Annotated in this window: 14 protein-coding genes and 1 other RNA gene; 9 read left to right on the forward strand and 6 right to left on the reverse strand. The window is 54.0% G+C overall.

From position 1 onward, the window contains the following. Positions 1 to 20 precede the first annotated feature (20 nt). From prsR to KO499_RS17595, 6 genes are all read right to left on the reverse strand, one after another. Positions 21 to 1,394: a PEP-CTERM-box response regulator transcription factor gene (gene prsR, locus KO499_RS17570; RefSeq protein WP_215985048.1), complete on the reverse strand. Its 1,374-nt coding sequence runs from the start codon at positions 1,392 to 1,394 to the stop codon at positions 21 to 23. A gap of 102 nt (positions 1,395 to 1,496) precedes the next feature. Beyond that, positions 1,497 to 3,635 (reverse strand): XrtA/PEP-CTERM system histidine kinase PrsK, encoded by a 2,139-nt coding sequence (prsK, locus tag KO499_RS17575; RefSeq protein WP_215985049.1) that lies wholly within the window; start codon positions 3,633 to 3,635, stop codon positions 1,497 to 1,499. 124 nt (positions 3,636 to 3,759) lie between these two features. Beyond that, entirely contained in the window at positions 3,760 to 4,392 is a 633-nt protein-coding gene (locus KO499_RS17580) for a DUF642 domain-containing protein (protein ID WP_228340033.1), read from the reverse strand. 177 nt (positions 4,393 to 4,569) lie between these two features. Beyond that, the gene (locus tag KO499_RS17585; protein ID WP_215985051.1) at positions 4,570 to 5,517 is read right to left on the reverse strand and encodes an SDR family oxidoreductase; all 948 of its coding nucleotides are present in this window, start codon (positions 5,515 to 5,517) and stop codon (positions 4,570 to 4,572) included. After that, on the reverse strand, positions 5,517 to 6,332 hold the full coding sequence (locus KO499_RS17590; RefSeq protein WP_215985052.1) for a lysophospholipid acyltransferase family protein: 816 nt from the start codon (positions 6,330 to 6,332) through the stop codon (positions 5,517 to 5,519). Before KO499_RS17590 ends, KO499_RS17585 begins: the two co-directional genes overlap by 1 nt. Next, positions 6,329 to 7,252 (reverse strand): D-hexose-6-phosphate mutarotase, encoded by a 924-nt coding sequence (locus KO499_RS17595; RefSeq protein WP_215985053.1) that lies wholly within the window; start codon positions 7,250 to 7,252, stop codon positions 6,329 to 6,331. The genes KO499_RS17590 and KO499_RS17595 overlap by 4 nt, the downstream gene beginning before the upstream one ends. A 190-nt stretch (positions 7,253 to 7,442) precedes the next feature. Here KO499_RS17595 and KO499_RS17600 point away from each other — a divergent pair, with 190 nt between their 5' ends. The 9 genes from KO499_RS17600 to KO499_RS17640 all read left to right on the forward strand — a co-directional run bounded on the left by KO499_RS17600 (position 7,443) and on the right by KO499_RS17640 (position 13,677). After that, positions 7,443 to 8,144, forward strand: coding sequence for a 2OG-Fe(II) oxygenase (locus KO499_RS17600; RefSeq protein WP_416240395.1), 702 nt, complete (start codon positions 7,443 to 7,445; stop codon positions 8,142 to 8,144). 110 nt (positions 8,145 to 8,254) lie between these two features. After that, positions 8,255 to 8,351: signal recognition particle sRNA small type (gene ffs, locus KO499_RS17605), an RNA gene on the forward strand. Between the two features lie 161 nt (positions 8,352 to 8,512). Continuing rightward, complete coding sequence (dnaX, locus tag KO499_RS17610; RefSeq protein WP_215985055.1) at positions 8,513 to 10,450, forward strand: DNA polymerase III subunit gamma/tau; 1,938 nt, start codon at positions 8,513 to 8,515, stop codon at positions 10,448 to 10,450. A 3-nt stretch (positions 10,451 to 10,453) separates the two neighbouring features. Next, positions 10,454 to 10,777 (forward strand): YbaB/EbfC family nucleoid-associated protein, encoded by a 324-nt coding sequence (locus tag KO499_RS17615; protein ID WP_215985056.1) that lies wholly within the window; start codon positions 10,454 to 10,456, stop codon positions 10,775 to 10,777. A gap of 31 nt (positions 10,778 to 10,808) precedes the next feature. Further along, positions 10,809 to 11,411, forward strand: a complete 603-nt coding sequence (gene recR / locus KO499_RS17620) for a recombination mediator RecR (protein WP_215985057.1) — start codon at positions 10,809 to 10,811, stop codon at positions 11,409 to 11,411. A 31-nt stretch (positions 11,412 to 11,442) separates the two neighbouring features. Beyond that, entirely contained in the window at positions 11,443 to 12,600 is a 1,158-nt protein-coding gene (locus KO499_RS17625; protein WP_215985058.1) for a ribonuclease D, read from the forward strand. After that, complete coding sequence (locus tag KO499_RS17630) at positions 12,597 to 12,890, forward strand: YcgL domain-containing protein (protein ID WP_215985059.1); 294 nt, start codon at positions 12,597 to 12,599, stop codon at positions 12,888 to 12,890. The genes KO499_RS17625 and KO499_RS17630 overlap by 4 nt, the downstream gene beginning before the upstream one ends. Then, positions 12,887 to 13,333, forward strand: coding sequence for a YcgN family cysteine cluster protein (locus KO499_RS17635; protein ID WP_215985060.1), 447 nt, complete (start codon positions 12,887 to 12,889; stop codon positions 13,331 to 13,333). Before KO499_RS17630 ends, KO499_RS17635 begins: the two co-directional genes overlap by 4 nt. Continuing rightward, positions 13,333 to 13,677 (forward strand): hypothetical protein, encoded by a 345-nt coding sequence (locus KO499_RS17640; RefSeq protein ID WP_215985061.1) that lies wholly within the window; start codon positions 13,333 to 13,335, stop codon positions 13,675 to 13,677. Before KO499_RS17635 ends, KO499_RS17640 begins: the two co-directional genes overlap by 1 nt. The last annotated feature ends 27 nt before the right edge of the window (positions 13,678 to 13,704 follow it).

Genomic DNA, 13,704 nt, shown 5'->3' on the forward strand with positions numbered 1-13,704 from the left:
ATCTGGATTCCCTGCACTATTCAGGCACCTGGCGATTCTGTTGAGGTCTTTATCCGATACTTATCAGTCAGGTTGTAAAGTGTTGGCCGGGTTATGCCCAGCATGCGGGAGGCCTGGGTCATATTAAAACTACAGGACTGCAGAGCCTGTATAATCGCTGCCCGCTCTGCGCTTTCCCGCACCTGTCGCAGGTTAAGTTGTTGGTCCGGGGTTTGCTCTCCTCCATCGAGCTCAAGATCGTCTGAGGTCACGCGTTTGCTGTCCGCCATAATGATGGCGCGTTTCACCTTGTTGATCATCTCGCGCACATTGCCTGGCCATGCATAATGACTAATGGCGTTAGTGGCATCCTCACTGTACGAGAGGTTAGGGCGGTCCATTTGCTTGCCGAGAGATTTCAGGAGCGACTGAGCTATGACCAGGGCGTCACCATCACGTTCCCGTACAGCGGGCACGTCAAGTGTGATTTCGCTGATTCTGTAGTAAAGATCTTCCCTGAACGAGCCGCTATCAATCAGTTGTCTGACATCCCGGTGGGTCGCGCAGACTACGCGAACATCAACGGCGATGGAGTTAACTGAGCCCACCCGGTCGATGACACGCTCTTGCAGAAAGCGCAAAAGCTTGGCCTGAAGTGCCATAGGCATATCGCCGATTTCATCCAGGAACAGAGTTCCGCCGTTGGCACTTTCAATCTTGCCCTTTTTGGATTGGGTGGCTCCGGTAAACGAGCCTTTCTCAAAGCCAAACAGTTCGCTTTCCAGCAGATTTTCCGGAATTGCTGCGCAGTTGATGGCCGCGAACGATTTACCTGCTCGCGGACTCAGGTCGTGCAATGCTCGCGCCAGCAATTCTTTCCCGGTACCGGTTTCGCCAGTAATGAGCGTGGTTACGTCCGTTGGCGCAACTTTTTCGAGTGTTCGACAAACGGCCAGCATTTGAGGGCTTGCAGCAACAATGCCTTTGATATTGGTGCCGTTGCCTGGTCTGGAAAGTTCGAGGTTTTCCCGTTCGAGTTCCGCCAATCGGAAAGCGCGGTTAACCACAAAAGTAAGAATGTCGGCATCCAGCGGCTTTTGATAGAAATCGGAAGCGCCCATGCCTACCGCCTTAACGGCATTTTCTTTGTCTTCCCGTCCCGTCACAACAATCACTTTGGTCATCGGGGCGAGTCGGAGGATTTCTTCAAGCAGATTGAAGCCTTCAGAGGCACCACCAGGATCTGGCGGGAGGCCGAGATCCAAAGTAACAACTTCGGGTTCCTCACGTCTGAGCGCCGCAAGCGCCGATTCCCGATCGGAGGCAAGGGTTACTTCCAGGTCATCACTGAAACACCAGCGCATCTGGCTTTGAAGGCCTGGATCATCTTCTACGATTAATAGTCGTCTGGTCACAACAGCAGTAAATCCTTTTTCGGTGTGAGTCCTCAATTCTGATTCTTAACCGAACATTGGCACTTTGCAATGGTCGTCTTTCTTGCCGTAAGAGAATGGTTGTTAATTGGTATTCTCTCTGGCTTCTTCAATGGTCCCCTGGAATGCTCGCTCCTCCGGTTTCGACATGTCTGTGGCATCAGGTTCAGCCAGAGGAATGCGCACTGAGAAGCAGGAGCCGATACCAGGTCCACTTGTCACATCAATGTTGCCTCCCAGTTTCTGGATGTATTCACGAGCCTGGTAGGCGCCGATTCCCATACCGGTGAGCCCCTTTGTACTCTCAAAAGGTTTGAAGAGTTGTCCGCTGATAAAGTCCTCGGTCATTCCGCAGCCGGTATCCTGAATAAACAGAACGACATTGCCTTTTGCGAGCTTTAACGTCAGAACAACCTCTCCGTCCGGCGGCGTCGCATCCTGGGCGTTCTGTATTAGATGCCCAAGAACACTCTGCAACTGCTCGGCATCCGCTTTGATTCTGGCTTCTGGCGGTGTGCCCTCCAGGTGTGGAAAAGGTGCTCTGTGCTGGTGATGTGCAACCAGCTCCATAACCAGGTCTGTCAGGTTCAACGGGGCCAGTTTGCTGTCATCATCAAGAGAGGGCTTTCGAATGTGTTCGACAAGGTTGGACATTTTGCGAACAGCATGCTCGGTTGTGTTGATCATGTCATCAATAAAGGCCGGATTGTCACGGTGTCTTGGTGCATTTTTCACAAGCAGTGAAAGCTGGGCAATGACGGTTTTCAAATCGTGCACCATGAAAGCAGATGCCTTGCTGACTGCTTCGAATTGCATTGCTCTGGACAGGCGGTTTTGGGCATCGGCCTGAGCCAGAAGGTTGCATGTTTGCCTGGCTACCACCTTTATCAGATCAAAGTTTTCCCAATTCAGTTCAACGCGCGCGTAGGGGTTTCCTACCAGTGCCATGCCGTAGAGCTCATTGCCCAAGTATAACGGAATGATCAGCCAGCCATCCGGCGTTTTGGAGATGGCGTCGGGAATTTCAAGAAGGTTATAGCTGACCGGGTCTGCCTGGTACTCGTGTAAATCGACAATCCATTCCCGTTCCCGGAAGAGTTGCACCAACTCCGAGTCTCCATCGACGATGGTGTGTTTGGGTGTCGACAGGTTGATTGTCGCTTTGAGGACATAGGCGCCTTGTTCACCAATGACCCAGAGAGCGCCAGCATTGCTTTCAACCAGTGCCGCCAGCATTCTGATCACTCGTTCGGGAAGTGGCGGGTCGTTGCTGAGGTCCGCCAGTTCCCGGGTCATTTTCAGCCACTCTTCCCGGTAATCGTATTTGTAATCGAAGAAGTTCTGACTGATCAGGACCATCAGTTTCGAACGGATACGTCGTGAAAGCAGAAGTGTTGTCAGAAATACCAGTGAAATCGTAAAAAAGAGGACCTGAAGGGCATCTCCCCACTCGCCTCCGAGCACCCGCACATAGTAGCCGCCGAGGGACAGAAACAGCAGATAGCCACCGGCGAACAACAGGGTTCCCGCGTGGAAAAATGCAGAACGTGAAAGCTGGAAATCAACCGGCTGCTTTCGGGTATTGATAACGTTGATGGCAAAGAGCGGAATAAGCAGGGCATTCACGAAACCCCGGGCATTCCAGAACGACTCTGCCACTTGCCCGAAGAGTAAGGCATCGGCGTACATGAAGAAGTCGAATGCAAAAATGGTTGCAACGCCTATGCATATGTACTTGATGCTGGAACGGCCAAAGCTGGGTGAATTGCGCCAGATTTGTTCCACCATTGAGAGGCCAAGCAGGGAAAGGCCAATCTGGCCAAGCAGCTTGAATTTCCCGGTGGAGATATCAACGTGACTGAAGTTTTCGATCAGTGCGATGCTGACCAGAAGCGTTAAGAGGATGGCCGTTGTGGCACCAAGGATTCGCTTTACGTCGTTGGTGAGGTTATTTCTCTTCAGGCCATCTTTTAATAGTGCAAACAGCAGATGGATCCAGGATGCGTCCCGCAGTAACTCGATAAAGTAGCGGATATTGAATCCTGGTTGGTCCCAGAGGCTCTGGCTGACGATTGTTGCGGCCCAGACTGTGCTGACGGCTGCCGCGAGGGCAAGTGCCCGGTCAACCCCTCGACGCAGGTAGCGGGAAGCGACCAGTATACCCAGAAGCCCGAACGTAATAGTTGCCAGGGAATAGCTGAGTACGTCCATGTTACTGAACATGCATTATTGTCCCAATAAATGAAAACTCCTTGGCTAGCATAGCTTTGTTTGGATGTGAGGGTAACTCGTTTACAAAAAAGCCAGCGGCTTTCAGGCGCTGGCTATCTGCATTCTACGGTCTTACTTAGCTCTTGCGTCTGCGTGAGAGTCCGAGACCGGCCAGTCCCAGGCCGAGAAGCGCGAGAGAGCCGGGCTCCGGAACCTTTGCGATAACAGAAACGTCATCCAGGAAATTGCCGAATGTATTGGTTTCCGGGCTCACCGAGGTGAACAACAGTCTGGTCGTTTCGCTCGAAGCTGTGAAGATGCCGGAGTACGTGGTCCAGTCATTTGCACTTGTATTGGCGATGTCCAGAGACAGGTCGCCTGCGGCAACGTTAAACGACTCTGTGCCGGAACCTGATCTGGCTCTGTAGGCAAAAGACAGTTCGTAGCTCTGGCCGATGTTTGTGACGATGTCCTGAAACAGGGTGAAAGCACTGCCTGTCTTGGGGTGTGCATTCAGCTCTGCAAACTGTTCACCTTCGTCGGCATTGACGCCACCGAAGCCGGAACTCCAGATTTCAATGTTGTTGCCATCAGTATCCCAACCGTCTACCTGATCAGGACTGAAGAAACCCCAGCCGCCGGCGGAATTGGTGAGTGCCGGGGTGGACTCAAAGCCCCCATTGGTGAGTAGGTTGCCTGATGCCATGATTGGGGCAGCAAGTAGAGCTGTCAGACCAACAGCAGTTCCAATACTTCTTAACTTGGTCATGATCTGTACATCCTTTCGGGACTTGAAATAACAAATGGTTGATCTGAAGTTAAGCATTCCTCGTGCCAATATACATAGGATCATGAAAAGTAAGTGAATTAATTTCTATGAATTTCTTGGGTGTAAAAATGTTCGACGGTTTTTGGTGTGGTCTTGCTAAATTTTTTACAGTAGCAATCAAACCGGCCTCTTGTTCTCCCGATAGAACAGGAAAATCTCTTTAAGGGGGCGTTGCGGTTCAAACCCGAACTCTCTCTCAAAGGCTCGGCCATCAATGACTACCGGGTATTTGAAGAACGCCATCAGATAAGATGGAAAGCTCTTCAGTTTCAGTGTGCCAAGTATCATCCTGGGAATCATCGGTGGAATAGAGGGTACGGGAATTCGCTTGCATCCACAGAGCTTCAGGGCGTGCTGGTAGGCAACCCAGTCCTGTGGTGCGACGTTATATACGCCGCGGGTTGGCTTGTTGTAGGCCAGAACCATGGCGTCAGCCATGTCGTCAATATGAATGAACTGCATCATTGGTGAGAAGCCTGCGAGCACGGGCGCCCGTTCGCTTGCCAGCAGTGTGCTAATGGTGTTGCGCACGCCAGGGCCCACGATATTGCAGGGTCGAAGGATGGTGATGTTCAGTTCCGGGTAGCGCCACAGATAGATGTTGGCGAGGTTTTCAAGTTCTACGGAGTCGATCAGGTCGGCACTGAGTCCGGCACTTTTGAGAGGCGCGGATTCATCAATGAGTGCGGGGTTGTAGGCCACCGCACCGTATACGTGAAACGTTGAAAGTACCACGACGCGTTTTATGCCGTATTTGTGGCTCAGATCCAGTAGTTTCTGTGTGCCCAGCACATTGGCGTTGTAACGTCGCATTCGGGTGAGTTGGCTGGACATGATGCGACCCATGTGGATAACACCGTCAAATTGGTAACGCCGGAAAAGATCTTCAAAGACACGTTTGTTGAAATCAATGCAGTAACTGGGGATGTCGTCTCCCAGGTATACCTGTTCACGGAAATCGACGGCCACCAGATCGCAGGTATCCCGAAGTCGTTCGATAACCTGTTGGGCAAGGGCGCCAGCGGCGCCTGTGATCAATATATGAGGTCTGCGTTGTTCGGTCATCAGAAAAGCCTTTTCCTCTCACTCAGTCCCTTGTCGATCAGTCGGCTGATTTCCGCCTTGACCGCTTCCACGCGTTCAGTGACCTGTTCTTCGGGGATTTCCCGATCATCAAAGTACATCGGGGCTCCAAAGTTGAGGTGTACTTTGGCCGGAAGCACCACGGGCATGGCGATAGGTGCATAGGGGATGCCAAGGGCCTTCGCCAGAGGTTTTATGTTGGCGATGGCAGGGATGGTCTCCTCGCAGCCTACCACGCCGACTGGCACGATGGAGGCCTTGTATTTCATTGCCAGGTGCATGAAGCCATTGCCAAAACGCTTTAGCTGATAGCGATCCTGGTACAGTTTCCCGGAACCGCGAACGCCCTCTGGAAACACGATGACAGCTTCATCGTTATCGAGCATTTTGGCGCAGTTGACCGGGTCTCCGAGCACGGCACCAACCTCATTGAGCATGTTGCCCAGCCACGGCACGGTAGGAAAGAAGCGCTCAATCATCGCCCTTGGAATACGGGCGTTTTCTTCCCTGGATGCCAGGGCATATCCAATGAGTACGCCGTCCAAGGGGAGCTGCCCGCTATGGTTGGCGATGATCAGCACTGGCCCCTCAGCGGGAACGTTCTCGACGCCGTGAGCCTGTACCCGAAAATACTTCTCGTAAATCAGCTTGGTGAGAGAGAGGCCATATTTTACGGCTTCGTTGTTGTAGCCCCAGGGGTCGTAACCCAGGCTTCCAATGGGCTTTCGGATGCGATTTATGTGGTCGCTCAGCTGGGTAGGAACCAGTCTGGATTTGATAAAAGATGTCAGGCTCATGATTTTCTTCCGATGAATACGCCCAGGGTGTGACTTTGTCCCTTGCTCAGCACCCGGTAGTCGCTCGCGGCATTGGCAGTTTCTACGCAGAGCATGGACTGCCACGCTGTATCTGGAAAATCGGAAAGCGTGGCTGCCTTGGCTGGGCCGGGGTTCCAGACTACGGTCGAGTCGCTGCCTACCGCCGTGAGTTTGCGGGTGGTTCGGGGTGTCACTATGGTCAGGGACTCGCCGCTTTCATAGATACGGTCCGTCTCGCCCTCAAAATACACCGGACCTTCCTGGTTACGGTATTCCCAGTTTTCCAGAGTGTCGATGTACTGACTGTTGCCAAGGCCAAGTATGCGGGTGCGTGTAATATCGATGGTTGGAAAATAGGTATGCAGCGCCTGGGAGAAGGCAAGAGGATCGTTAGCAAGGTTTGTGGTGGTCAGAGCGAGTTGGACGCCCCTGACAGAGAAACTGAAGGTTAGCAAAGCGAGGGCATGACCACTCCATGCATGGTGGAAATCCTCGTTGGCGTGCAATGACAGGCTGATCTCAACTTCATGAGCGCTTTCCCGGACGTCCTCGAGTTTCCAGACCGCCGTACGGGCAAACCCGTGGGGACTGTCAGTGAGAATTCGTTTTCGTACTTCCGGGGCGTTACGCGCCGGGTCGCCAAACCATGGCCAACAGACCGGAATGCCTCCCCGAATGGCACGGCCGGGTTCGTGCCGGGCGGTTGGGCTCATCCAAAGCCAGTCGGATTCATCCTGCGGTTTGAAGCTCGCCAGGTGGGCGCCCTGTAGGAACAATGTCGCCTGAAAAAGAGGGTGGTGCACCTCAAGGGCTTCCAGTTGCCCAATAATTTTCCAGCGTGTGAAGGACCATTGGCTCGGTGAAAGGGAAATCGGTGGCCTGTTACTGCTCTCTGACATGATTATCTGCTGCGTAAAGCCGGTTAAGTGTAAGTGCCTATCCAGAGAGTAAATTAAAACTGCCTTTCCGGCGAGAATTGCGCCTAAAATACGTTCAAAATGTATACGAGGTCCGTCGATGGAAACGCCGGTAGTTGCTCTTCTTCATGACCCGCTTAAGACCCCGGTCCCTGATTCTCAGGTCGCGTCTGTGCAAAAGACTCAGACTGCGGTTGCCGGGAGTGATGTCCCGCCACTGAATCTGAAACCGAATCAACGTGAAGTATTGTCAGAGGCCTGGCTGGATGAGTTGGCTCTCGGATTGAGTGAACATGGCTGGATGTCTCTGGATGCCCGGTCACGGTTGGGTATTAACCTGCTGGCGGCACTGAAACACGAAGTTCAGATCCTGGATCGTACCGATGCCATGAAAAAAGCGGGCATTGGTCGCGGTAGTGATCTGGTTCGTGACCGTACCGTGCGTCGTGACCGGATCGCGTGGCTGCAGGGTGTCACAGCGCCTCAGGCGGCGCTGTTTGAATTTTTTGAGACTATTCGTCAGGGGCTTAACCAGAGGTTGTTTCTGGGGTTGAAGCGGTTCGAAACCCATTACGCTACGTATCATTCGGGTGATTTCTATAAAAAGCATCTGGACAGTTTCAAGGGCAGGGCGTCTCGGGTGGTCAGTCTGGTGTTGTATTTGAATGAAGAGTGGCAGGCTGCTGATGGCGGTGCTCTGCAGGTGTTCAATCGCGATAATGAACACGAGGTTTGTGGCGTCGTGTTGCCAGAGATTGGGCGCATGGCATTGTTCATGAGTGAGGAGGTGCCTCATGAGGTGCTGCCGGCAAACCGTACCCGGTACAGCCTGGCCTGCTGGTTCCGTCAGGATGAGGTGCCTTTGCCATTATAGGAAGAGGCATACAGGCGGCCATCCCGATTTGTCATTGTAGTCCGCAAACCCTTTTGCTAATATGCGCGCCGCTTTCAGGGAATTGTCCTGAAACGCCGTTATGGTGGCTCCATTGGTGCCTCCGCAACATGAAACCGTGAACCCGGTCAGGCCCGGAAGGGAGCAGCCGAAGCGGTGGAATTGTGTGCCGGGGTGTCGCTGATGGAGTCACCCCCAGTTTTTCTCCTCTGTATTAAACTGCCCCGATTTCTCTCTGATACCTCGCTGATAGGGCTGCCTTTTTCTCCCTTATCGGGGCTTAACTCTGCTTCTTATAACTCTGTGTCCATGCTAAGGTTAAACCCGTTTTTCACTGCAGTTGGCGGAACATGAGCTACCAGGTACTTGCCCGTAAATGGCGCCCACGCACCTTCGAAGATATGGTGGGTCAGGAACACGTGCTCCAGGCGTTGATCCACGCCCTGGAGAGTCAGCGTCTTCATCATGCATATCTGTTCACCGGCACCCGTGGGGTAGGTAAGACAACCATCGGCCGGCTGCTCGCTCGTTGCCTTAACTGCGAAACCGGAATTACTCCCACTCCCTGCGGTGAATGTTCAAGCTGTCAGGAGATTCAGGAAGGCCGGTTTGTGGATCTGATTGAAATTGACGCCGCCTCTCGCACGGGCGTTGATGACATGCGTGAGCTGACAGATAACGTGCAGTACGCGCCCACCCGCGGCCGCTACAAAGTGTACCTCATCGATGAGGTGCACATGTTGACCAATCAGTCGTTCAATGCCTTCCTGAAGACCCTTGAAGAGCCACCGGAACACGTCAAGTTCCTGCTGGCCACGACCGACCCCCAGAAGTTGCCAGTTACCGTGCTTTCCCGGTGCCTGCAGTTCAATCTCAAGCGTATGACACCGGAACACATCGCGGGCCATCTACGGCATGTGCTGGGGGCCGAGGCGATTCCTTTCGAGGAACCGGCTCTGTGGCTGTTGGCGCGAGCGGCTGATGGCAGTATGCGCGATGCATTGAGTCTGACGGATCAGGCTATTTCCTTTGGCAACCAGAAATTGGCTGCCAGTGATGTCAGCAACATGTTGGGCACAATTGATCAGCGTGACATTGAGCGACTTGTGAATGCGCTCGTTGACAGCGACGGACCGGCTTTGCTGGCGGAAATAAGCCGCATTTCAGATTTTGCGCCGGATTACAGTGTGATCCTGGCGGATTTTCTTTCGCTTTTTCACCGGATTACCATGGAACAGGTTGTTCCTGGCAGTGCCGATAATGCTCTTGGCGATGCCGAGCAGGTTCAGGCGCTGGCCCGCAGGCTTAGTGCCGAGGACGCCCAGCTTTTCTACCAGTCTGCGCTGATTGGTCGCAAGGATCTTGCTATTACGCCGGATGCCCGGATGGGCTTCGAAATGACCTTGCTTCGGATGCTTGCATTCCGTCCCGGTGCAGATCGCCGGGAACCGCCCGCCAGAAGCTTGGGAGGTCCCACCGCGGCCTCCGAGCCCCGTGATGAGCCTGACCCGGCGCCAGCGCCACAGGTTAAGTCCGAGTCGGAATTATCCCAGCCTGAACCTGAGTCGCCACCGAGCGTGGCGACGAATGAAGCCGATGAGAAGAGCGAAGCCTCGATTCCGCCGGAGCCCGATTCCGCGCCGCAAACTGCTCCGGCTGTGGATGAGGAGGATCCGGCCTGGCTGGCAAGCCTGGATGCGCAGGCGCAGTCGGCTGAGGGGTATGATGAAAGTTATCCCCCGGCGGATGAAGCCGTTGTTGGCGGGTCAGGTGCAGACGAGTCTGTGATGGCTGCCCCTCCCGAGCCAGTTGCTCAGCCCGATACGGATCAGGTTTCGCCTGTGGTAGAGGTGCAGGAGCAGTCTGACGAAGAGGCAGACCCTGCCGTTGAGCCGGAAGGTGAGTTTGTCTGGCAACGGGATTTCAGGCGACTCGGCATTGTCGGCATGCCAGGTAACCTCGCGAGCCACGGAGCCATGTCGCGGGATGGAGATTCAATTTGTCTTACCATAGATGAAGGGCACGCCAGGCTATTGAACAGCCGCCACGAGGAAAAAATCCTGGCTGCCTTGAGAAACCGGTTCGGCGACTCCATTCAGTTGCGTATAGAGAACGGAGATCCGGGTCCCCATACGCCTGCAGCTTACGAAGAGCGGCAGCGAAAGGCTCGCCAGGAGGCCGCAGAAGCATCCATTCGCAAGGATCCGATCGTAAAATCTATCGTCGAACGATTTGAGGCGCGGGTAGTCGATGAAAGTATCCGTCCGGCCGAGACAGGAAGGAGATAAGCTATGATGAACAATATGGGCGACATGATGAAAAAAGCCCAGAAAATGCAAGAAGAGATGCAGAAGGCTCAGGAAGAAATAGCCAAGGCCGAGGTGACGGGCGAGTCCGGAGCCGGACTGGTTAAAGTAACCATGAATGGTCGTCATGATGTTCGCAAAGTGGATATCGACCCATCTCTGATGTCCGAAGAAAAGGATATTCTGGAAGACCTTCTTGCCGCAGCAGTAAATGACGCTGTACGGCGTGTCGAAGCAAACCAGAAAGAGAAAATGTCCGGGATGATGTCTGGCATGGGCCTGCCGCCCGGTTTCAAGATGCCGTTCTGAATTTCATACTGCCGTTGTTTGAGGACCTTTCATGGCGTTCAGCCCGCTGGTTGATGAGCTTGTAGAATCACTGCGTTGCCTGCCTGGGGTTGGCCAGAAGACAGCGCAGCGTATGGCTTTCCATCTGTTGGAGCGAGGTCGCTCTGGGGGCGCCCGGTTGTCCGAGGCGTTGAGCCAGGCCATGAGTGGTGTCCGGCGCTGCGAAAGCTGTCAGAACTTTGCAGACACTGAACTCTGCGGTATCTGTGAGAACCCTCAACGGCACACAGGAACTTTGTGTGTGGTTGAAAGTCCCTCGGATCTCCTGGCCATAGAGCAGGCCGGTGACTACCGGGGCGGCTACTTTGTACTGATGGGGCATTTATCTCCCATTGATGGTGTGGGCCCGGAAGAAATCGGCATTGACCGGTTGCTGAAGAGGGTTCGCGACGAAGGTATAACAGAGCTGATTCTGGCTACTAACCCAACCGTAGAAGGTGAGGCAACTGCTCACTACATCGCTGATTGCCTCGACGACCGGGGCGTTCTGATTACCCGATTGGCCCATGGCATACCGGTTGGCGGAGAGTTAGGTTATGTCGATGGCTTTACCCTGACTCACGCATTCCGCGGCCGCAAGCCGTTGTCCGACTGAATCTGACCGAACAACCCTACCAGGCATGTTTATGGATATTTCTGCCCAGGCCGCCACGGCTGTTGACGTTCCTCCGGCTCCAGACAGCATTCAATGGGTCCGGGATCCGGAGGCGTTGAACCACTGGCTGGATCGTGCACCAGGCAAGCCTCTGGCTCTGGACACCGAATTCGAGCGGGTAAGCACCTTTTACCCGATACCGGGGCTGGTTCAGTTGGGGCTGGACGGCGAGTTCTGCCTGGTTGACCCTTCCGTTGCCGAGCAATCCCGACGTTTCCGGGAGGTGCTGGTCGACTCTGATACGCCAAAACTGTTATACGCCATGAGCGAAGACCTGGAACTATTTCGCCAGTGGCTTGGACTCCGGCCTGCTGGTGTGATCGATCTCCAGATCGGTGCTGCGATGGCAGGAGCGGGGTTTTCCCTGGGATACGCCAGACTGGTTGAAACCCTGTTTGGGGAGGTTCTGGATAAGTCTGCCACGCGGTCTGACTGGCTGGCGAGACCGCTCAGCGATGCCCAGCAGCGTTATGCGATTGACGATATCCGCTTTCTGGAGCCCATGCATCAGTGGGTCAGTGAATTACTGAACGCTCGTGGGCTGGCGTCAGCTCTGGTTGAGGAGTCGGCGCGATTTGCCAATGAGCTGGCAGGACAGGAAAATCCGGATAATCACTATCTCCGACTCAGGGGCGGGTGGACGCTCTCGGCTCAGCAACAAGGGGTGCTCAAGGAGCTGGTGCGCTGGCGAGAGCTGGAGTGTCAGCGCCTGGATCGGCCCAGAAACCGTGTAATGGCGGACGCGTTGTTAATTGCCATTGCCGAAAACCTGCCAGGCTCCCAGAAGGAACTTTCCAACATTCAGGGTGTGCCCTCTGGTGCGGTTCGTCGGTTCGGCGATACGCTGATTGAACTTGTGGGCCGGGGATCGACCGCGGATAATTCTGATCTTGAAAGAATTGCGCCACCCTTATCCCGGGAACAGCAGGCTTTCTATAAGCAATTAAAAAGACTATTCATGAAAGCCTCGCAAGAGGCTGATATTCCAATAGAATTGCTGGCACCCAGGAAACGTCTTGAGAAAGTTGTTCAGGTTCCTGACCTGGCACAACATGAATTTTTCCAGGGTTGGCGGGCGCAGATTCTTGCACCGGTTCGCGCTGATATCGAGGAACTATTGACGTCATGAAAGAACGGGAATTTGTCTCCGTTTTCCGGAGCAGCAAAAAGAACGACACCTATCTTTTTGTTCGCCGCGAACAGAAGTGGGAGGACCTTCCCGATAGCCTGAGAGGCATTTTCGGGAACCCGGTCCACTCCATGGATCTGGTGCTCACACCGGATCGAAAGTTGGCAAGAACAACCGGTAAGCAGGTGCTTGAAGCGATCGAGGAGAAAGACTTCTTTTTGCAGATGCCGGAAGAGCAGGAGAGTTACGTGGTGGACTTCAACCGCAAGCTGGATCAGCGTAATTCATGATTGCCCAGGTGCCTTTCTGGCAGCGCAAACGCCTCCATGAAATGACGCCGACGGAATGGGAATCCCTGTGTGATGGTTGCGGCAAGTGTTGTCTGAACAAACTTGAAGATGAAGATAGCGGTGAGGTTTACCACACCGACCTGGTTTGTCGTTTCATGGACGAGGAAACCTGCCAATGCACCGTTTATGAAGAACGTCTGCAGAAGGTGCCGGGGTGTACGGTGCTGACACCGGGCACGGTCAACGATTACCATTGGTTACCCTACACATGCGCTTATCGGACCCTGGCAGAGGGGCGTCCGCTGGCGGAATGGCATCCTCTACGAAGCGGGGATCCCGATTCGGTGCACGAAGCTGGCATTTCGATCCGCCACAAGGTGATTTCAGAGGATCGGGTGCCGGAAGAAGACTGGGAAGAACACATCATTCACTGGGTCCTGTAATGATTGATACTGACGCACATATGGCCTACGGGATTTTCTGGGCCGCCTACGCCATTGCCTTTGTTGTGTTCTTTTACATGATGAAGAGCCTGATCCGTTACCTTCCTTTCTATGGGGTTCGGACATTGATTCTCGCCGCTTTGGTGGCCTTGCTCCTTACACCGGTTGAGTCCCCGGAGCTGGCCGGTTGGTGGATTCCGGCCTGGTTATTTGGCGGATACGAAATGATTCTCGGTGATTCGGATGCCTCAGGTCAGGCATTGTTTAATCTCGGCCTGGCAGGATTGGTGATGCTGCTGGTCTGGGTTCTGGACCTGGTTCGTTACCGTTTGGTGCGCAAATAGCTCTGACATTCAGAAAAGGACAGACGC

This window comes from Marinobacter sp. F3R08 (assembly GCF_018860425.1).
Taxonomy (GTDB): domain Bacteria; phylum Pseudomonadota; class Gammaproteobacteria; order Pseudomonadales; family Oleiphilaceae; genus Marinobacter.

Excerpts from the sequence above, each read along its gene's own strand:
- recR (WP_215985057.1), top strand. The coding sequence starts at position 10,809 with ATGGCGTTCAGCCCGCTGGTTGATGAGCTTGTAGAATCACTGCGTTGC.
- KO499_RS17595 (WP_215985053.1), bottom strand. The coding sequence starts at position 7,252 with ATGTCAGAGAGCAGTAACAGGCCACCGATTTCCCTTTCACCGAGCCAA.
- prsK (WP_215985049.1), bottom strand. The coding sequence starts at position 3,635 with ATGTTCAGTAACATGGACGTACTCAGCTATTCCCTGGCAACTATTACG.
- dnaX (WP_215985055.1), top strand. The coding sequence starts at position 8,513 with ATGAGCTACCAGGTACTTGCCCGTAAATGGCGCCCACGCACCTTCGAA.
- KO499_RS17625 (WP_215985058.1), top strand. The coding sequence starts at position 11,443 with ATGGATATTTCTGCCCAGGCCGCCACGGCTGTTGACGTTCCTCCGGCT.
- KO499_RS17590 (WP_215985052.1), bottom strand. The coding sequence starts at position 6,332 with ATGAGCCTGACATCTTTTATCAAATCCAGACTGGTTCCTACCCAGCTG.
- KO499_RS17615 (WP_215985056.1), top strand. The coding sequence starts at position 10,454 with ATGATGAACAATATGGGCGACATGATGAAAAAAGCCCAGAAAATGCAA.
- KO499_RS17580 (WP_228340033.1), bottom strand. The coding sequence starts at position 4,392 with ATGACCAAGTTAAGAAGTATTGGAACTGCTGTTGGTCTGACAGCTCTA.
- KO499_RS17585 (WP_215985051.1), bottom strand. The coding sequence starts at position 5,517 with ATGACCGAACAACGCAGACCTCATATATTGATCACAGGCGCCGCTGGC.
- KO499_RS17635 (WP_215985060.1), top strand. The coding sequence starts at position 12,887 with ATGATTGCCCAGGTGCCTTTCTGGCAGCGCAAACGCCTCCATGAAATG.
- KO499_RS17630 (WP_215985059.1), top strand. The coding sequence starts at position 12,597 with ATGAAAGAACGGGAATTTGTCTCCGTTTTCCGGAGCAGCAAAAAGAAC.
- KO499_RS17640 (WP_215985061.1), top strand. The coding sequence starts at position 13,333 with ATGATTGATACTGACGCACATATGGCCTACGGGATTTTCTGGGCCGCC.